Genomic DNA, 17,433 nt, shown 5'->3' with positions numbered 1-17,433 from the left:
CTTAATATGGTGACTTCAGTAAATTTTGCAGAGCGGTTAAAGATTGCGTGGTAGCACCTTGGTTTGCTTGCACAACTTTATAGCTATTACTTCCTAGTATTTGTGCACTGGTTTCATCAGTAAACAAACGTAGTACTTCGTTCGCTAAGGCTTTAGGCATATCTTCATTTTCAACAAGTTGTACTATGCCCTGTGCAGACATTAGTTGTACCAAAATCTCTTTAAAGTTACTCATATTTGGGCCGACGATAACGGGTTTTTGAAATAATGCTGGCTCTAAAGGGTTGTGGCCACCAATATCGCTAAAACTTCCTCCCATAGTGACCACATCAGCTAAAGAGCAGGCGGCGAGTAGTTCACCTAAAGTATCGATGATCCATACCTGGGTATTAAGTGAAACAAGCTGATTTTGGCTACGTTTTAGTACATGATTACCAGCGTCTTGTGCGAGCTTGGCGACTTGCTCAAAGCGTTCAGGGTGTCGTGGCACAATAATCAACAAAGCTTTACTGTCTTGTTGTTTTACGTGTTCAAATGCTTTTAATACTAGTGCTTCATCGCCGGGGTGTGAACTAGCGATTAGCCAAATTTTACGTTTTTCGGTCATTAAGCTATTTAATTCACGCTGTTTTGTGACAACATCATTATTTAACGAAACGTCGAATTTTAAGTTACCCGATAACTTGCACATTTCAGGGGTTGCCCCCATCGCTATATAATTCTCTTGGTTAACTTGGCTTTGGGTCAATATTCTGTCAAAGCTTTGTATTGCAGGGGTGATTAACCAAGCGAGTTTTTGATAACTGCGCATTGATTTATCGGATAATCGGCCATTAACTAACAGCAGTTTAATCTGGTTACTTTTGCACTGTGAGATTAAATTTGGCCATAATTCCGTTTCCATAAAAACCATAGCTTTAGGCTTTAAGCGCTTTAAAAACATAGTAGTGGAAATGATATTGTCTAGTGGCAGATAACAATGCTGCACTTTATCTGCAAATAATTTTTTTACTTGTGCTGAGCCGGTTGGCGTAAAAGTCGTTACGGTGACTGGCATTTCAGGATTATAGATAAGCAGTTGCGAAATAAAAGGTTTTAAAGCAATAATTTCACCAACACTGGCCGCATGCACTACAATACCATTGGGTTCGAGATTTTTTTCAAGTATACCCAAACGTTCAAGTAGGCGTTTTCTATATGCTGGGTGATTAGTTGAACGTAGTAGTAACACGACTAAAAGTAGCGGTGTTAACAGCAAAAATAATAATCGGTATAAAACTAAAGCGAGAGTAAAACGCACTTAATGAGCTCAAATATCAATATGGTATGCTTAATAGTATACCTAAATCTTGCTTAAAAAAATCAAGCAAGCTATAAAATAGCTAGGCTAAGTGTTTTGTTTCAATAATTATTTTACTTAGCGAGTGATATCACTAATAGTCAGTTCAGATGTGCAAAGGACTTTAGGTTAACTTATGAACATTTTTAGAAAAAATGGATATAAAAGCGTTAAACATTCAGTATTGAAATTTATTTTCTTTCTATTATCGTTTAGCGTTGCTCAGCAGGTAGTCGCTCAGTCACTTTTAGTAAAGGCTGAGGATCATTTAGCACAAACGGTAGAATTAATAGCGCCTGATAAATTTAAATTATCAGCTCAGCTAATTCCTGGTTCAGCGATGGCGGGTGGTGTATTGGTGTTGCATGACTGCCAAAATTCGGTCAAAGATTTTCAGTCTTTATACTCGACCATAGCACAACAAGGTTTTTTTGTTTTAGCGCTCGATTTACGCGGTTTTGGTGCCAGCGAAAGTGAAGTTTATTCGCATAAAAATATTCGACAGCAAGCTGATGATATTGTCAGTTATCAAGGCCAATTAGCTGCTTTGATGCTGCATTGGCAAAAAGATGTTTATAAGGCCTATCAGTATTTACAAACAGCGATGAATAATAATCAACCGATTAGTATGGTGACGAGTGGTTGCAGTAGTAATCAAGCAATTTATTTAGCGGAAAAAACTGCAGTAAAAAGTTTGGTGATGTTAGCGCCAGAACTCAGTTATGACGAGAAAGAGCAATTTAAACATTTAGCCGATATGCCAATTTATCTCCTCAGTGCTAAACATTTAACCGAAGCCATGCTCAATGCCCAGGAGTTATTCGAGTGGAGTGGCGATAGCCATTCTGTTTTACAAATATTTAAAGGTAACGGCTCAAGTTATAATTTATTAAAACATCAGTCTTATCTGAATGAAAATATTGCGACTTGGCTGCAAAGTACCTTGAAAGCTAATTAGCGTTTGAAAATAGTATCGAGAATAATCGATGAGTTTGTTCTCGCGACCCCTTCAAGTGAACACACCATATTGAGCACTTCACTTAATTTTTCTAACGTGCCGGCTTGTATTGTTACCAATAAGTCGTACTCACCACTGATAGAATAAATATGACTAATTTGGTGCACTTTTCTTAAGGCTAAACAGATAGTTTTTCGCAAATTAGGATTTACTTTTAATGACACATTTGAAGAGATTAATCCGCTAGTATACTCACTTCCTAACACTACGCTGTATGCTTCAATCACATTATTATTTTCAAGTTTATTCAGCCGATTTTGTATTGCCGTTCTTGAAACGCCAGTCGCTCTAGCCATGTCAGACACACTAGCACGAGCATTTAGACGCAATATGGAAAGTAGCTCTTCATCTTTTTCGGTTAACAATGCGTACTCCTAGGAGAAAAAGCAAAAAATAGCCTAGCATATTACACTTTGACATATCCATATGTCAATTTGACTATAAAAAATGACGATTTATCACGTAATGTCACTTTTCTTACGAAGTCGTCTAGGCTGATAATACGACTATTGAAAGACAATAACTTTTTAAGGAATTACCGTGACCGATTCTGCCAACACAAATAATTTTTATACTCATTTAACTGCACAAATAAACCAAGTAAAAGAAGACGGTTTATATAAAGCTGAACGAGTAATAACCACAGCGCAACAACCACAAATAGCGGTTAATACCGGCGAAAATGTAGTAAATTTTTGTGCCAACAACTATTTAGGTTTGGCTAATCATCCGTCATTAATCGCGGCCGCTAAACAAGGGTTAGATGAACACGGTTTTGGTATGGCCTCGGTACGTTTTATTTGTGGTACTCAAGACATTCATAAAACCTTAGAGCAAAAGCTAAGTACCTTTTTAGGCATGGAAGATACTATTTTGTATTCTTCTTGTTTTGACGCTAATGCTGGTTTGTTTGAAACCTTATTAGGCCCAGAAGACGCTATTATTAGTGACTCACTTAATCATGCATCAATTATTGATGGTGTACGTTTATGTAAAGCTAAACGCTTCCGTTATGCTAATAATGACGCTGCAGAACTTGAAGCACGCTTGATTGAAGCGGATGAAGCCGGTGCGCGTTTTAAGTTAATTGCCACTGATGGTGTATTTTCAATGGACGGTGTTATTGCTAACTTGAAAGCGGTTTGTGACTTAGCCGATAAATACAATGCCATGGTAATGGTTGACGACTCACATGCCGTGGGTTTTGTCGGTGAGCAAGGCCGTGGTAGCCATGAATACTGTGATGTAATGGGTCGTGTTGACATTATCACGGGTACACTAGGTAAAGCGATGGGTGGAGCCTCAGGTGGCTACACAGCGGCGAAAAAAGAAGTGGTTGAATGGTTACGTCAACGTTCACGTCCATACTTGTTTTCTAATTCATTAGCGCCAGCGATTGTTAATGCTTCAATCACCGTTATTGACTTATTAGCCGAAGGCGGCGCATTACGTAAAACACTAAAAGACAACGCGGCATATTTTAGAACGCAAATGGAAGCGGCTGGTTTTACCTGTGCTGGCGCAGATCATGCGATTATTCCAGTTATGTTAGGTGATGCAAAAGTGGCCAGTGCTATGGCGGATCGTTTATTAGCCGAAGGCATTTATGTCATTGGCTTCTCCTTCCCTGTTGTCCCTAAAGGTCAAGCACGTATTCGCACGCAAATATCTGCCGCACATACCAAAGCTGAATTAGATAAAGCCATTGAAGCTTTTATTCGCATTGGCAAAGAAATGAAAGTGATTGAGGGCTAAATATGAAATCATTAGCAAAATTAAAAGCAGAACCGGGCATTTGGATGACCGATTCGCCAAAGCCAGAAATTGGCCATAACGATTTGTTAATTAAGATTAAGAAAACCGCTATCTGTGGCACCGATATTCATATTTACAACTGGGATGAATGGTCACAGAAAACTATTCCTGTGCCTATGGTTGTTGGTCATGAGTATGCTGGTGAAGTCGTCGGTATTGGCCAAGAAGTGAAAGGTTTTGCCCTTGGCGATCGCGTTTCTGGTGAAGGGCATATTACCTGTGGTCATTGTCGTAATTGTCGTGGTGGTCGTACGCATTTATGTCGCAATACTGTGGGTGTTGGTGTTAATCGTGCAGGCTCTTTTGCTGAATACTTAGTGATCCCAGCCTTTAACGCTTTTAAATTACCGGATGAAATATCAGATGATTTAGCCGCTATTTTTGACCCGTTTGGCAATGCAGTTCATACGGCTTTGTCGTTTGATTTAGTCGGTGAAGATGTTTTGATCACCGGTGCTGGCCCAATCGGTATTATGGCTGCAGCAGTAGCAAAACATGTCGGTGCTCGCCATGTTGTGGTAACCGACGTTAATGAATACCGCTTAGACTTGGCGCGAAAAATGGGCGCTACGCGCGCGGTTGACGTGACAAAAGAAAAGTTATCAGATGTTATGGCTGATTTAGGTATGACCGAAGGTTTTGACGTTGGCATGGAAATGTCAGGCGTACCTATGGCATTTACCGATATGCTGGCTAACATGAATAATGGTGGTAAAATTGCCATGTTAGGTATTCCTGGCGAGGATATGGCGATTGATTGGAGCAAAATTATCTTTAAAGGTTTAACCATCAAAGGTATTTACGGTCGAGAAATGTTCGAAACTTGGTATAAAATGGCGAGTTTGATTCAATCTGGCCTAGATTTAACACCAATTATCACTCATCACTTTAATATTGATGATTTTCAGCAAGGTTTTGATATCATGCGTTCAGGACAATCAGGTAAAGTAATTTTAAACTGGGAAACATAATGGCCAATAGCGAAGAAAATTTTAAACATATGCAAATCAGTGAGCTGCATAAAGTGTTAACTGATGAAACACATGTGGTGGTTGATATTCGCGATCCAGCCTCGTTTCAATCGGGGCATATTCCTAATGCTATACATTTAAGCAATGACAGTTTGCCTGAATTTTTGCGTGCCGCTGATTTTGACGCACCGGTTGTGGTGTGTTGTTATCACGGTATTTCAAGTCAACAAGCAGCGCAGTTCCTGATCAGCCAAGACTTTACTGAAGTGTATTCTTTGGATGGTGGTTTTACTGATTGGCAGCTACAACATCCGGATGTTGTTGAACGCTGATGTTGGAAGAAGAACTGCGACCATTGGTGAAAGTAACGCAACATAATATTGCCTTACTTTTTTGCAATTATTTGCAAACAATTCAGGTTCAAGCGCAGGTTAAAAATGAAGATTCGGGTTTTGTTATTTATTGCCAGCCCGACAAGCATAACTTTGCTCAACAAGAGTTTGAGCAATTCATCGCTGAGCCTTTTCATGCCAAATATCAGCAAGCTGCATGGCAAAACGGTGATGTAACTGCGGTTAATTCGAATTCTCCCACGTTATTAAGCAGTTTTAAAAACCAATTCTTTTCTCATGCTGGTATCGTTACCTTAGTGGTATTTACTTTATGTTGGCTGGTTTTTATTGCTAGTAGCTTAGGTTGGGGTAATACAGTATTTCATCATTTACAATTCTATCCGCAACTAAGTTTCGATGCTGTTTTACAAGCACCTCATCGATTAATAGGGCCCGCTTTTTTTCACTTTTCATGGTTACATATTGTTTTTAATACCATGTGGTGGTGGCAATTGGGTGGTTCGATAGAGCAAGTCACGGGAAAATTCAGTTTAATTAACTTATTGATTATATCTGCGTTAGTTTCTAATGTTGGGCAGTTTTTTGTTGATGGACCCAATTTTGGTGGCTTGTCGGGTGTGGTATATGCACTTGTGGGTTATGTATGGTGGGTAGGTTGGTTAATGCCTGATAAAGGCCTGTCATTGTCGAAGCCGATAATCGGTTTTATGCTGTTTTGGTTATTATTAGGTTATACCAGTTTAATGCCGATTAATGTGGCGAACACCGCACATTTATTAGGCTTGCTTAGTGGTTGTATACTTGCTTATATTCAATTTTTAAAAGCAAAAAACACATAAACTAATCATAGTAAATGTGTTTTAGTTTAACAGCAATTGAAGTTAAAATTTCAATTGCTGTTGGCTAAGCAGGGCTTAATTATCTAACCACTGGGTAAATAAAAGTTTTTTAATTAAGGGTTTGCCGGTTTCTTTTTCTAGTAATTCTTTTACTTTATCTTCACATAAACGCTGTATTTCATGGCGACCATTTATTGATTTTATTTTTGACTCAGGTTGCTGACCAATAATATTAATAATGGCATCTCGCAGCAGCGGTGCATGATGTTCAACAATCTCGTAATTTGTCGCGTCTTCGATCATCAACTCTACTGTTAGACGAACATAGCCCATTTTTTTCTTAACGGCGACGTAATTCGTAACAATAGAGGGTTCGAAGCCAAAGTAAGCGTAATCTGCAGCTTTAGCAAATGTTGAACTTAGCAGTACTAGTATTAAAATAATTGATGTTTTCATACACTAAAACTCAAATTAGAAAATAAGTTAACTATTTATGATAAAAAGTTAAATAGCCTGATGGCTATTAAATGATAACGCGAATTTTGATCATGCGCTGATTTATTTAGCTATTTTTTATCAGGTTCATACGCTTAGCATAATAATTCCTTGTATAAGCCGCTGTATTGAAAGCGGGGAGTAAGCTGTATTTTTGCCATGCTAAACGCTATCATACGTCGCTTTTCGTTAAATAGTTACGATGTTGCTCTATACAAGATTATTAATGTTTCGTAATTATCAGCGGCAATCAAAAAGAGTTTAACGTAGATTATTAATAATTCATTTGTTTTTGAATGTACAACATTCATTTACCCGAGTTGAGGTTAAATAGTTTTCAGGTATGACAACAGAACATTTACTATTCCCTGTGCAAATGGTCGCAAATTGGCAACCGCCAGAAAGCGTTATGCTGCCTAATAGCTTACGCGATTGGTTACTCGATCCTAGTTCATTAACTGCACGTCTAAAGTCTCATAGTCGGCATTTTCGCGTGGAAGTACTTGGACAAAAAATTGAAGCTTGTAGCGCTGCTGAAGCTAATAATGACATTATCACCGGTGAACAAGTCTTAGTGAGAGAAGTACTGTTGTACTGTGACGAAATTGCACAAGTATATGCTCGAAGCTTATTGCCGTTAAGTTCGTTGACGGGCGCTCAACAGCAATTAGCGCATTTGGGTACGCAGTCTTTAGGGCAGGTATTGTTTAATCATCCTGATTTACAGCGTAAAAAAATTGAGGTCGCCGCATTTGACCAAGACTCTAGTGTCGCTAAACTTGCGCACTATTTAGCATTACAAACTTCTCAACAACCCCTTTGGGGCCGTCGTTCGGTTTTTGTCCTTGATAAAAAACCGTTAATGGTGGCAGAAGTATTTTTACCTGGCGCCGTTGCATATCATAAATAAAAGGGCATTACATTGAGTGAGTTTACGAAAAAGCTAACGGCCATTAAGCAAATTACCCGTATGGATAAGCCTATCGGGACATATTTATTGCTATGGCCAACTTATTGGGCATTGTGGATTGCCTCAGATGGTTGGCCGTCGTTGCATATGCTAGTGATCTTTAGCCTAGGTGTGTTTTTTATGCGCAGTGCTGGCTGTGTTATTAATGATTATGCTGACCGCAAAGTTGATGGTGAGGTTAAGCGCACTCAAAATCGCCCGTTAGTGACTGGGGCGCTGTCGGAGAGTGAGGCTTTGCAACTGTTTGCTACCTTTGTTCTTCTTTCTTTTGCTTTAGTATTAACCTTAAGTGATTACACCATCATGCTTTCTGTTGTTGCTGTTTTCTTGGCGGCCAGTTATCCGTTTATGAAGCGAATTACGCACTTTCCTCAAGTGTTCTTGGGTGCAGCGTTTAGTTGGGGGATGATCATGGCTTTTGCACAAGAGCAAGGCCAGATACCTGTTGTGGCATGGCTATTGTTCGCTGCTAACGTTATATGGACTGTTGCATACGATACTATGTATGCCATGGTCGATCGTGATGATGATTTAAGAATTGGTGTTAAGTCAACCGCGGTTATCTTTGGCGAAAATGATAAACGCATTATTTTATTTTTGCAGTTAATGACCTTAGCATTATTATTTACCGTTGGAGATATTCTAGCCTTTGGCTGGCCTTATCAGTTGTCGCTTGTTATTGCCGCGGGTTTTTTCTGTTATCAACAAATTTTAATTGCCGGACGTGATCGTGACCGTTGTTTTCAGGCCTTTTTAAATAATCATTATGTTGGTTTAATTGTATTTGTTGGTGTTACTGTTGAGTATTTTTAAGCACATTAATATTAATATCAAGTTAATTAATCAACTTAGTATAGCCACATTAATTTTGTATAAATTTTTAAAAGGGCAATAGCTATATTTAGCCTTGGTGGGAACTTGCCCGCGGTTTTTATGCATGAGTTATCTTGGCAAGCATGCTTGCCTAAAATTTAGCTTAAATGGAACTTTAAGTTCAATTGATAAATTGCTCCACAGCAATCGTGATATGACAGAAGTCATGTTATTTTTTCTTAGAAAAAGTCTATCAATAATGAAATAAACCTTCATATTTGTATGATTTTTCTAAAGAATTGGTGATTGAATATTCAGTTACGGTAATTTAAATTCATTAGGAAAAATTATGTTAAATAAAAAATACATTGTCACCGGCACTTTTTTAACGGTTCTACTTTCTGCTTGCGGTGGTAGTAGTTCAAGTGCCCCATCAAATGATATCACCCCTTTGCCTAGCTTCTCTTTAGCGATCAGTGATGCACCTGTTGACGATCTTTCTCAGGTCGTAGTTTGTTTCAACCAAATAGAGCTTAAAGGCGGCAGTGCAGACACTGTCTTTACTGTAGGCAATGAAGACGGCTTAATTGCAACCAATGATTTATGTTTGGATGACAGTGATAATGTTATCCCAAATACAGTAGGTATTGATTTAATACAATATACAGGTAGTAACTCAATTGCGTTAGTCGATGGTATTAGCATTGAGGCTGGTGACTATTCCCAGTTACGATTAATCATGAGTGATGGTTCTTACGGAATTGATGCAGAAACGGGTGATAAAATTAGCGTTAGCGTGCCTTCAAATGAGCTTAAATTAGACGGATTTACTGCAACATTAGGTGGCACTGTAGATTTCACATTAGAATTTGACCTCAATAAAGCCATGACAAACCCTGTTGGGCAAGCGGGTTATTTTCTTAAGCCTCGAGGTGTTAGATTAGTTAACAATAATGAGTCGGGTCATATTGAAGGCACTGTTGCCGAAACAGTGTTAATTAATAATCAATGTACACCACTTTCTGATGCCAGTGAAAGTGTAGCGAGTGTTTACATGTATGAAGGTGCTGATTTGTCACTTGAAACGCTTGAAGATAATGGCGGAGATGTAAACGCTAATTTACCATACGCTAGTACCGCAGTAACTTTTAATAGCGAGCAAACCAGTTATAATTTTGCCATTGGCTTTATAAAAGCGGGCGACTACACCATCGCATTAAGCTGTGACACAGTTGATGACCCAGAAGTTGACGACGAAGTGAGCTTTATTAATGCACAGAATGTTACTGTCTTAGGTGATAGATCAATAGTACAAGTTAGCTTTTAAATCATATTTTTTTAGCGCAGTGCTCTTGCATGGTTGCAAGAGCACTTGCACGTTAATACCCCCTATTTTTGCTAGGTGAAATTAGCAGATTACATTTAAGGCATAAAAATGAAAATTTTATCTTTACTCATTATTTTTACATTACTCACTGCTAACGTTGCATTTGCAGAAAAACCTGAATGGGCTGGCAAAGGCAAACCTACAAAAGAACAGCTAAAAGCGCATAAGGCGTCAATGAAGGCGAAAGAAAGTGTAGAGAACGAACACGAAAAAATGGCAGGTGATTTCGAAAAAGACAAAGAAAAAGCAAAGAATAAGACAAAAGATAAAGTTAAAAAAGATAAAAATAAGCAAGATAAAATCAAGAAAGAAAAAGCGATTAAAAAGCAGAAAGTTAACAAAAATGAAACCGAAGCATTGAAAAATAATGCTGATAAATCAGCTGCCAAAGAGAAAGTAGATACAGATAAAAGTAGTGAGCAGGCAAAAGAAGTAAGAAAAAAATGGTGGCAAATTTTCTAAACAACGAAGTAAAATTTTAAAGGTAATATGTAATAATTAAGGGTCACTCAACGGTACGTTATTATCATGATCGGAGCTTATAAGTTATGTGCCCTATACTTATTCATCACCCGCTTTACAACATATATTACCAATTTGATCAATTAGTCAACTTGCTAAAACTACTCTTTTTAATCAATAGACCATAAAAAATCCCTGTCGTAATAAAGACGACAGGGCTTTTTATTTCAGCTTTAGCCGTAAATTTCTTAAGCTTAAGGTAGGTAACTACTACCCATCAGATACGTGTCTACTTCGCGCGCACAACGACGGCCTTCATCAATCGCCCAAACAATTAAGCTTTGACCACGACGACCATCACCCGCAGCAAACACACTAGGCTTGCTGGTAGCGAACTTATCGTATTCTGCTGCAATATTAGAACGGTTATCTTGTTCTAGGCCGAATTGCTCAATTAAGCCACCTTCAGGGCCCATAAAGCCCATAGCGATAAGTACAATATCAGCAGGAATAGCTTTTTCACTACCGGCAACTTCTTGTGGGAACATTTGTCCCTTGTCGTTGCGCTCCCAAGTAATATCGACAGTATGCACTGCTTTAACATTACCTTGGTCGTCACTTTCAATTTTTTTAGTCATGACTAAGTATTGACGTGGATCTTGACCTTGTACTTCAATTGCTTCTTTTTGACCATAGTCTACTAACAAGCGTTTTGGCCATTCTGGCCAAGGGTTGCTGGTCTCGTCACGCTTTTCTGGTGGACGTGGCATGATCTCTAGCTGTATTGCGCTTTTACACTGATGGCGCAATGAAGTCCCAATACAATCGGTACCGGTATCTCCGCCACCTATCACGACAACATTTTTGCCTTGGGCATTAATGTATTGACCATCTTTGTGTTCACTGTCTAGCAAGCTTTTAGTATTGGCTTTTAAGAAGTCCATGGCAAAATGGACACCATTAAGTTCACGGCCTTCAACCGGTAAATCGCGAGGTACTGTCGCACCGATACATAGCACGACCGAGTCAAAATCAGTTTCCAGTTGCTCAACACTAATGTCTTTACCTACTTCAGTGTTAGTGACAAAAACAATGCCTTCTTGGGCTAAAATATCAACGCGACGTTGCACTAATTCTTTTTGTAGCTTCATGTTCGGAATGCCGTACATCAGCAAACCACCAATACGGTCAGCACGTTCATATACAGTAACCATATGACCAGCTTTATTCAGCTGTGCTGCCGCAGCAAGGCCTGCAGGGCCCGAACCAATAACCGCAACGTTTTTACCGCTACGTGCTGAAGGTGGTTGAGCTACTACCCAGCCTTCTTTAAAAGCATGGTCAATAATTTCTTTTTCGTGCAGCTTAATAGCGACAGGGTCAGCATTAATACCTAATACACAAGCACCTTCACATGGCGCTGGACATACTCGACCGGTAAATTCCGGAAAGTTATTGGTTTTATGTAATAAATCTATAGCGTCTTTCCAACGTCCTCGGTAAATTAAGTCATTCCATTCAGGAATAACGTTGTTCACCGGGCAACCAGCTACTACTGGTGCAAACTCTGATTTTGCTGATTGGCAAAATGGCACACCACAGTCCATACAGCGAGAAGCTTGTTTCTCTACATCTTTTAGTGGTATTTCTTCATAGACTTCAAGCCAGTCAATTAAACGTTCACCTGCGTTGCGTTCAGTTGGCAAGGCACGACCTACGTTGATAAATCCAGTTGGATTTCCCATAATATATTCTCCTTGGCAGCTTAAGCTTTAGCGCTAGCTATGTTGTTTAAATGGATATCGAAAGCTTCAACGGCAATGTCATACTCTGACTCAAATTTTCCGCTACTGCGCACGTCATTCATGTAACCTTGCATGCGTTTGTAATCAATAGGCATGACTTTAACGAAGCGCTTAACACTATTGTCCCAATCTTTCAGTAAGTCACTGGCAACATCTGAACCTGTAGCATCAAAATGTTGGCTAATTAGTGCTTTTAATTCAAGACTTTCTGCAGCGGAATTCACTGTTTCTAATGCCACCATTTCCATGTTGCATTTAGGCGCAAAGTCATTGTTATTATCAAGTACATACGCAACACCACCAGACATACCTGCGGCAAAGTTACGACCTGTTGTACCTAAAATAACGGCTTTACCACCGGTCATGTATTCACAACCGTGATCGCCAACACCTTCAACTACTGCGGTTGCACCTGAGTTACGAACACAGAAGCGTTCGCCAGCAATACCACGTATAAAGGCTGTTCCTGAAGTCGCACCAAAGAAGGCAACATTACCAATTAAAATGTTTTCACTGGCTGAGAACTTAGCTTGCTTGCTTGGATATACCACAAGGTTTGCACCAGAAAGCCCTTTACCAAAGTAATCATTGGCATCACCTTCAAGTTCAAAATGTAGACCTTTAGCTGAGAAACAGCCAAAACTTTGACCGGCAGAACCGTTAAATTTCACCTTAATGGTATTTTCTGGTAAGCCATGTTCGTGATATTTTTTCGAGATTTCATTCGAGATCATTGCACCAATGGTTCTATCGGTGTTAATAACGTCATATTCAAGCGCAACACTTTGTTGAGAATCAAGCGCGGCTTTAGCATCTATTATCATTTTGCGATCAATAATATCGTCAATCAGATGTTTCTGATTAATTGATTGATACAGTGTTTCGTTTTCATCGCATTCTGCTTTATGCAATAGCGGCGTTAAGTCGACACCTTGGTATTTCCAATGTTCAACGTCTTTACGTTGCGAAAGACACTGGGTTTGGCCAACCATTTCTTCAATGCTTCTAAAACCAAGTTCAGCCATAATTTCGCGTAAACCTTCAGCCATCATGGTAAAGAAGTTCACTAAGATATCGGCACGACCGGTAAAACGATCACGTAAACCTTTATCTTGCGTCGCTATGCCAACCGGACAGGTATTTAAATGACACTTACGCATCATAATACAACCTTCAACCACAAGTGCTGTCGTTGCCATGCCATATTCTTCTGCGCCTAGCAGCGTTGCAATCGCTAAATCGCGTGGTGTTTTAAGTTGACCATCAGTTTGCACGGTAATGCGGCTACGCAGTTTATTACGTACCAAGGTTTGATGGGTTTCAGCCAAACCAAGTTCCCACGGTAAGCCAGTATGTTTAATGGAACTTAGTGGTGAAGCACCTGTGCCGCCATCGTGACCAGCGATAAGTACTACATCTGCATAGGCTTTAGCCACACCTGATGCAACAGTACCTACACCAGCTTCAGACACTAATTTAACATTAACACGAGCATCACGGTTGGCATTTTTAAGATCAAAAATAAGCTGTGATAAATCTTCAATAGAATAAATATCGTGATGTGGTGGTGGCGAAATTAAGCCTACACCTGGCGTTGAACCACGTGTTTTACCAATCCAAGCGTCTACTTTATCACCTGGTAATTGGCCACCTTCGCCTGGTTTTGCGCCTTGTGCCATTTTAATTTGTAGCTCGTCAGCATTCGTTAAGTAATGGCTAGTAACGCCAAAACGACCCGAAGCAACTTGCTTTATGCGCGAATTCATTGAATCGCCATTTTCTAACGGCGTATAACGAATAGGGTCTTCACCGCCTTCACCACTGTTGCTCTTACCGCCAATACGGTTCATGGCAATGGCTAAAGTCGTGTGTGCTTCCCAAGAGATTGAGCCAAATGACATGGCACCTGAGGCAAAACGTTTGAAAATATTTTCAATCGGTTCAACTTCACTCAATGCAATGGCAGGGCGATCGCTACTCAGTTCAAGTAAGCCACGTAAGGTAAAGGCTTCTTTGCTCTGTTCATCAACCGTTTTTGTGTATTGCTTAAACTGATTAGTATCGTTACTTGCTGTTGAATGCTGAAGTAAACGAATAACCGTTGGGTTAAATAGATGACGTTCGCCATCATGACGCCACGAATACTCACCACCGGTCGGCAATAAGTTTTCAATAGCGATACGGCTTGCTTCTGGAAAACCTTCACGATGACGTAAAAGCGCTTCTTGAGCGATTTGATCTAGGCTTAAGCCTTCGATTCTACTTACGGTACCGGTAAAATATTGGTCGACAACTTCAGAGTTAATACCTAAGGCTTCAAAAACTTGTGCGCCTAAATAAGACTGTAACGTTGAAATACCCATTTTAGAGAAGGTTTTCAATAAACCGCTGCCTACAGCTGCGGTGTACTTGTCGGCGATTTGTTCGTTTGTTAACGTAGTATCTAGTACGCCTTCATCACGTAAACCATACATACTTTCTAGTGCTAGGTATGGGTTTACCGCTGCTGCGCCATAGCCAATAACAGTAGCAAAGTGATGGGTTTCGCGAATATCTGCTGATTCAAGAATAATATCAGCGTAAGAGCGTAATTTTTCACGAATCAAATAATGGTGAATGGCCGCTGTTGCTAATACTGATGGAATAGCAACATGGTCGCTGTCAACTTCACGATCACTTAATATTAAGATGGCATAGCCATCTTCCACAGCATTTTTTGCGTATAAACAAACACGATCAAGCGCTTTTTTAAGTGCACCTGCTTGGCCATTAGCTTTAAAAGTAATGCTAATAGTTTTAGATTGCAGATGGTCATTGTCAATATACTGCAACTTACGTAATTGTTCATTGGTTAGAACCGGTTGCTCAATTTCAACCTTATGACAATGCGCTGCAGTTTCATCAAGTAAGTTAAGCGACTTGCCGATATAACCACGTAATGACATCACCAACTCTTCACGAATTGGATCAATAGGTGGATTAGTCACTTGAGCAAACAGCTGCTTAAAATAATGTGATAATTGCTGAGGGCGATGCGATAGTACCGCTAACGGCGTATCAGTGCCCATAGCGCCTAATGGTTCTTTTGACGTGCCCACCATACCGGCTAGCACTAAGTTAAGGTCTTCGTTGGTATAACCAAAGGCTTTTTGTATTTTACGCAGCTCAGTTAATGGCGGCTGTGCAATAGAAGCTCTTGGTACAGGTAACTTGTTTAATTCAATTTTGTTTTTAGCGAGCCATTGGCCATACGGCTGTGTCGAGCTAACTTGCTGTTTTACTTCGTCATCACTAATGATACGACCTTGCTTTAAATCAGCAATAAAGATTTTACCTGGCTGCAAACGGCCTTTTTCAACAACTGTTGATTGGTCAACACACAATGTACCGGTCTCAGAGCCCATAACGAGCGTGCCGTCGTCAGTTAATAAATAACGTGAAGGGCGTAAACCGTTACGATCTAGAGTTGCGCCGATAACATTTCCATCGGTAAACGATAATGAAGCCGGGCCATCCCACGGTTCCATAATACAAGCATAATACTCATAAAATGCACGTTTGGTGGCGTCCATATCGGTTTGTGTTTGCCAAGCCTCTGGCACCATCATCATCATAACTTGGGCTAACGAACGTCCACTTAGGACTAATAACTCAATCGCCATATCAAGGTTGGCAGAATCAGAATTGTCGTTATTACAAATGGGCGTTAACATTTTCAATTCAGCATCGCTGAAATTTACTGAACTGAATAATGCTTCACGAGCATTCATCCAGTTAATGTTACCGCGTACAGTGTTTATTTCACCATTATGGGCGATATACCGAAACGGTTGCGCACGACGCCAAGCAGGAAAAGTATTGGTTGAAAAGCGTGAGTGGAACATTGCCATGCCAGAAATAGTTCGTTCGTCTTGAAGGTCAAGGTAATATTGACGAACTTGCTGGGTGGTAAATTGGCCTTTATAAACAATTTTGGTTGATGACATTGAAGTAACATAAAATTCGTCACGTTCTTTAGCGATAGTGGCATTAATTTGATGCGATGTGTATTTACGCAGCACAAACAACTTGCGCTCAAATGCCTGAGCCGTTAATGCTTCTGGCTTGGCAATAAATACTTGTTCAATGTTTGGTTCACTTTCAAGTGAAGCAGCACCTAACATAGAGTTATCACCAGGGACATGTCGGTAACCTAATAAGGTTAAGCCCAGATCAGTAATATTTTGATTTAATATATTTCGGCAAGCATCACTTTGTTCTTGTTCTTGCGGGAAGAAAATCATTCCAACGCCGTAATTTCCTGCGTCTGGTAAGGTAAACCCTAAGCTTGCAGTTTCTTGGCTTAAAAATGCGTGAGGTATTTGAATAAGAATGCCGGCACCGTCACCACTTTTTACGTCGAACCCAGTACCACCACGATGTTCCATACAACTCAACATGGTGAGTGCATTTTCAATAATATCGTGAGATTTTTTACCCTTTAGGTTGGCTACAAAGCCAATGCCACAACTGTCATGTTCAAACTCGGCGCGATAAAGACCTTGGGATTTTTTGCTCATATCATTCATTGCTTATTCCTATTTCATCAAACCATTTCTATTAGCTAAATACTGCTAGCTAATTCAGTCATATATTTTTAATGCTCAAAGTGTGCGCTACTGATCCTTCAGAATATTACTTTGAATTTCTTGAACTTCTATCGCAAACTTCTACTGAGTTTTTATAAGACGACATGTCATTAATGAAAATCATTATTTAAAGCGGTCGGGAAAATTATCTGTAAAATGGCTCTGAGTCAACAATAAAGTGAATTTATATGCTAATTATTTGAATATAAATAGTAATGAATTATTATTAAAGACCCTTTATATTGACACTATAAGTTATTTATATCTTATATTATAGCTATGTATTTAGGTACTTGAGCATATAGTTAACGTTTTATTTTAGGGCATATAAACACCCACTCGGACAGTGCTCAGGGTATGAAAAAGATGCTGAAGATAAACAGTCAGTTAATAAGAGCACAGTCAATAAATGTGCATCTATTTACTGTGCTACTGATGGGGTTATTGTCTTTAAAACGCCTATATCAAGGTTATGCATTGGCGTGTTGTTCAAAAAAAACAGGCGTTATAGTCTTTATCATCACTATAAGCCTGAATT

At 39.5% G+C, this 17,433-nt stretch carries 14 protein-coding genes; 9 read left to right on the top strand and 5 right to left on the bottom strand.

Annotation, left to right across the window (positions count from 1 at the left end; genetic code table 11):
* Position 1: 1 nt before the first annotated feature.
* Complete coding sequence (waaA, locus tag B5D82_RS07315; protein WP_081150344.1) at positions 2–1,300, bottom strand: lipid IV(A) 3-deoxy-D-manno-octulosonic acid transferase; 1,299 nt, start codon at positions 1,298–1,300, stop codon at positions 2–4.
* A gap of 175 nt (positions 1,301–1,475) precedes the next feature.
* Between waaA and B5D82_RS07310 the strand changes: the two genes are divergently transcribed.
* On the top strand, positions 1,476–2,297 hold the full coding sequence (locus B5D82_RS07310) for a serine aminopeptidase domain-containing protein (protein ID WP_081150342.1): 822 nt from the start codon (positions 1,476–1,478) through the stop codon (positions 2,295–2,297).
* Here the strand turns inward: B5D82_RS07310 and B5D82_RS07305 are convergent.
* The gene (locus B5D82_RS07305; RefSeq protein WP_081150340.1) at positions 2,294–2,722 is read right to left on the bottom strand and encodes an Lrp/AsnC family transcriptional regulator; all 429 of its coding nucleotides are present in this window, start codon (positions 2,720–2,722) and stop codon (positions 2,294–2,296) included. The two genes, B5D82_RS07310 and B5D82_RS07305, sit on opposite strands and share 4 nt — an antisense overlap.
* Before the next feature lie 175 nt (positions 2,723–2,897).
* Between B5D82_RS07305 and B5D82_RS07300 the strand changes: the two genes are divergently transcribed.
* Genes B5D82_RS07300 through glpG form a run of 4 tightly spaced genes read left to right on the top strand, consistent with a single transcriptional unit; the run spans position 2,898 to position 6,335 of the window.
* Complete coding sequence (locus tag B5D82_RS07300) at positions 2,898–4,112, top strand: glycine C-acetyltransferase (protein ID WP_081150338.1); 1,215 nt, start codon at positions 2,898–2,900, stop codon at positions 4,110–4,112.
* Between the two features lie 2 nt (positions 4,113–4,114).
* Positions 4,115–5,143, top strand: a complete 1,029-nt coding sequence (gene tdh, locus B5D82_RS07295; RefSeq protein WP_081150336.1) for an L-threonine 3-dehydrogenase — start codon at positions 4,115–4,117, stop codon at positions 5,141–5,143.
* The gene (glpE, locus tag B5D82_RS07290) at positions 5,143–5,475 is read left to right on the top strand and encodes a thiosulfate sulfurtransferase GlpE (protein ID WP_081150334.1); all 333 of its coding nucleotides are present in this window, start codon (positions 5,143–5,145) and stop codon (positions 5,473–5,475) included. The genes tdh and glpE overlap by 1 nt, the downstream gene beginning before the upstream one ends.
* The gene (glpG, locus tag B5D82_RS07285) at positions 5,475–6,335 is read left to right on the top strand and encodes a rhomboid family intramembrane serine protease GlpG (protein WP_081150332.1); all 861 of its coding nucleotides are present in this window, start codon (positions 5,475–5,477) and stop codon (positions 6,333–6,335) included. The genes glpE and glpG overlap by 1 nt, the downstream gene beginning before the upstream one ends.
* A gap of 75 nt (positions 6,336–6,410) precedes the next feature.
* Here the strand turns inward: glpG and B5D82_RS07280 are convergent, their stop codons facing one another.
* Positions 6,411–6,791, bottom strand: a complete 381-nt coding sequence (locus B5D82_RS07280) for a flagellar basal body-associated protein FliL (RefSeq protein WP_081150330.1) — start codon at positions 6,789–6,791, stop codon at positions 6,411–6,413.
* A gap of 382 nt (positions 6,792–7,173) precedes the next feature.
* On the opposite strand from B5D82_RS07280, the gene B5D82_RS07275 reads away from it, so the two are divergent.
* From B5D82_RS07275 to B5D82_RS07260, 4 genes are all read left to right on the top strand, one after another.
* A complete protein-coding gene (locus tag B5D82_RS07275; RefSeq protein ID WP_094122775.1) occupies positions 7,174–7,740 on the top strand; it encodes a chorismate--pyruvate lyase family protein in 567 nt (188 codons plus the stop codon).
* Between the two features lie 12 nt (positions 7,741–7,752).
* Positions 7,753–8,613, top strand: coding sequence for a 4-hydroxybenzoate octaprenyltransferase (ubiA, locus tag B5D82_RS07270; protein WP_081150328.1), 861 nt, complete (start codon positions 7,753–7,755; stop codon positions 8,611–8,613).
* Positions 8,614–8,962: 349 nt separating this feature from the next.
* Positions 8,963–9,940 (top strand): DUF4382 domain-containing protein, encoded by a 978-nt coding sequence (locus B5D82_RS07265; protein WP_081150326.1) that lies wholly within the window; start codon positions 8,963–8,965, stop codon positions 9,938–9,940.
* A gap of 108 nt (positions 9,941–10,048) precedes the next feature.
* Positions 10,049–10,462, top strand: a complete 414-nt coding sequence (locus tag B5D82_RS07260) for a hypothetical protein (RefSeq protein ID WP_081150324.1) — start codon at positions 10,049–10,051, stop codon at positions 10,460–10,462.
* A 254-nt stretch (positions 10,463–10,716) separates the two neighbouring features.
* On the opposite strand, the gene B5D82_RS07255 is transcribed toward B5D82_RS07260, so the two are convergent.
* Positions 10,717–12,207, bottom strand: a complete 1,491-nt coding sequence (locus tag B5D82_RS07255; RefSeq protein ID WP_081150322.1) for a glutamate synthase subunit beta — start codon at positions 12,205–12,207, stop codon at positions 10,717–10,719.
* A 20-nt stretch (positions 12,208–12,227) separates the two neighbouring features.
* Positions 12,228–16,835: a glutamate synthase large subunit gene (gene gltB, locus B5D82_RS07250; protein ID WP_081150320.1), complete on the bottom strand. Its 4,608-nt coding sequence runs from the start codon at positions 16,833–16,835 to the stop codon at positions 12,228–12,230.
* Positions 16,836–17,433 lie beyond the last annotated feature (598 nt).

The sequence above is a fragment of the Cognaticolwellia beringensis genome, from assembly GCF_002076895.1.
GTDB lineage: Bacteria > Pseudomonadota > Gammaproteobacteria > Enterobacterales > Alteromonadaceae > Cognaticolwellia > Cognaticolwellia beringensis.
Note: the sequence above shows the minus strand (reverse complement) of the source record. Positions and strands in the feature narration are given on the sequence as shown.

Bases quoted from the DNA above. Each gene is read 5' to 3' on its own strand.
- B5D82_RS07310 (WP_081150342.1), top strand. From the start codon at position 1,476: ATGAACATTTTTAGAAAAAATGGATATAAAAGCGTTAAACATTCAGTA.
- B5D82_RS07265 (WP_081150326.1), top strand. From the start codon at position 8,963: ATGTTAAATAAAAAATACATTGTCACCGGCACTTTTTTAACGGTTCTA.
- glpE (WP_081150334.1), top strand. From the start codon at position 5,143: ATGGCCAATAGCGAAGAAAATTTTAAACATATGCAAATCAGTGAGCTG.
- tdh (WP_081150336.1), top strand. From the start codon at position 4,115: ATGAAATCATTAGCAAAATTAAAAGCAGAACCGGGCATTTGGATGACC.
- gltB (WP_081150320.1), bottom strand. From the start codon at position 16,835: ATGAATGATATGAGCAAAAAATCCCAAGGTCTTTATCGCGCCGAGTTT.
- B5D82_RS07255 (WP_081150322.1), bottom strand. From the start codon at position 12,207: ATGGGAAATCCAACTGGATTTATCAACGTAGGTCGTGCCTTGCCAACT.
- B5D82_RS07280 (WP_081150330.1), bottom strand. From the start codon at position 6,791: ATGAAAACATCAATTATTTTAATACTAGTACTGCTAAGTTCAACATTT.
- B5D82_RS07275 (WP_094122775.1), top strand. From the start codon at position 7,174: ATGACAACAGAACATTTACTATTCCCTGTGCAAATGGTCGCAAATTGG.
- glpG (WP_081150332.1), top strand. From the start codon at position 5,475: ATGTTGGAAGAAGAACTGCGACCATTGGTGAAAGTAACGCAACATAAT.
- B5D82_RS07260 (WP_081150324.1), top strand. From the start codon at position 10,049: ATGAAAATTTTATCTTTACTCATTATTTTTACATTACTCACTGCTAAC.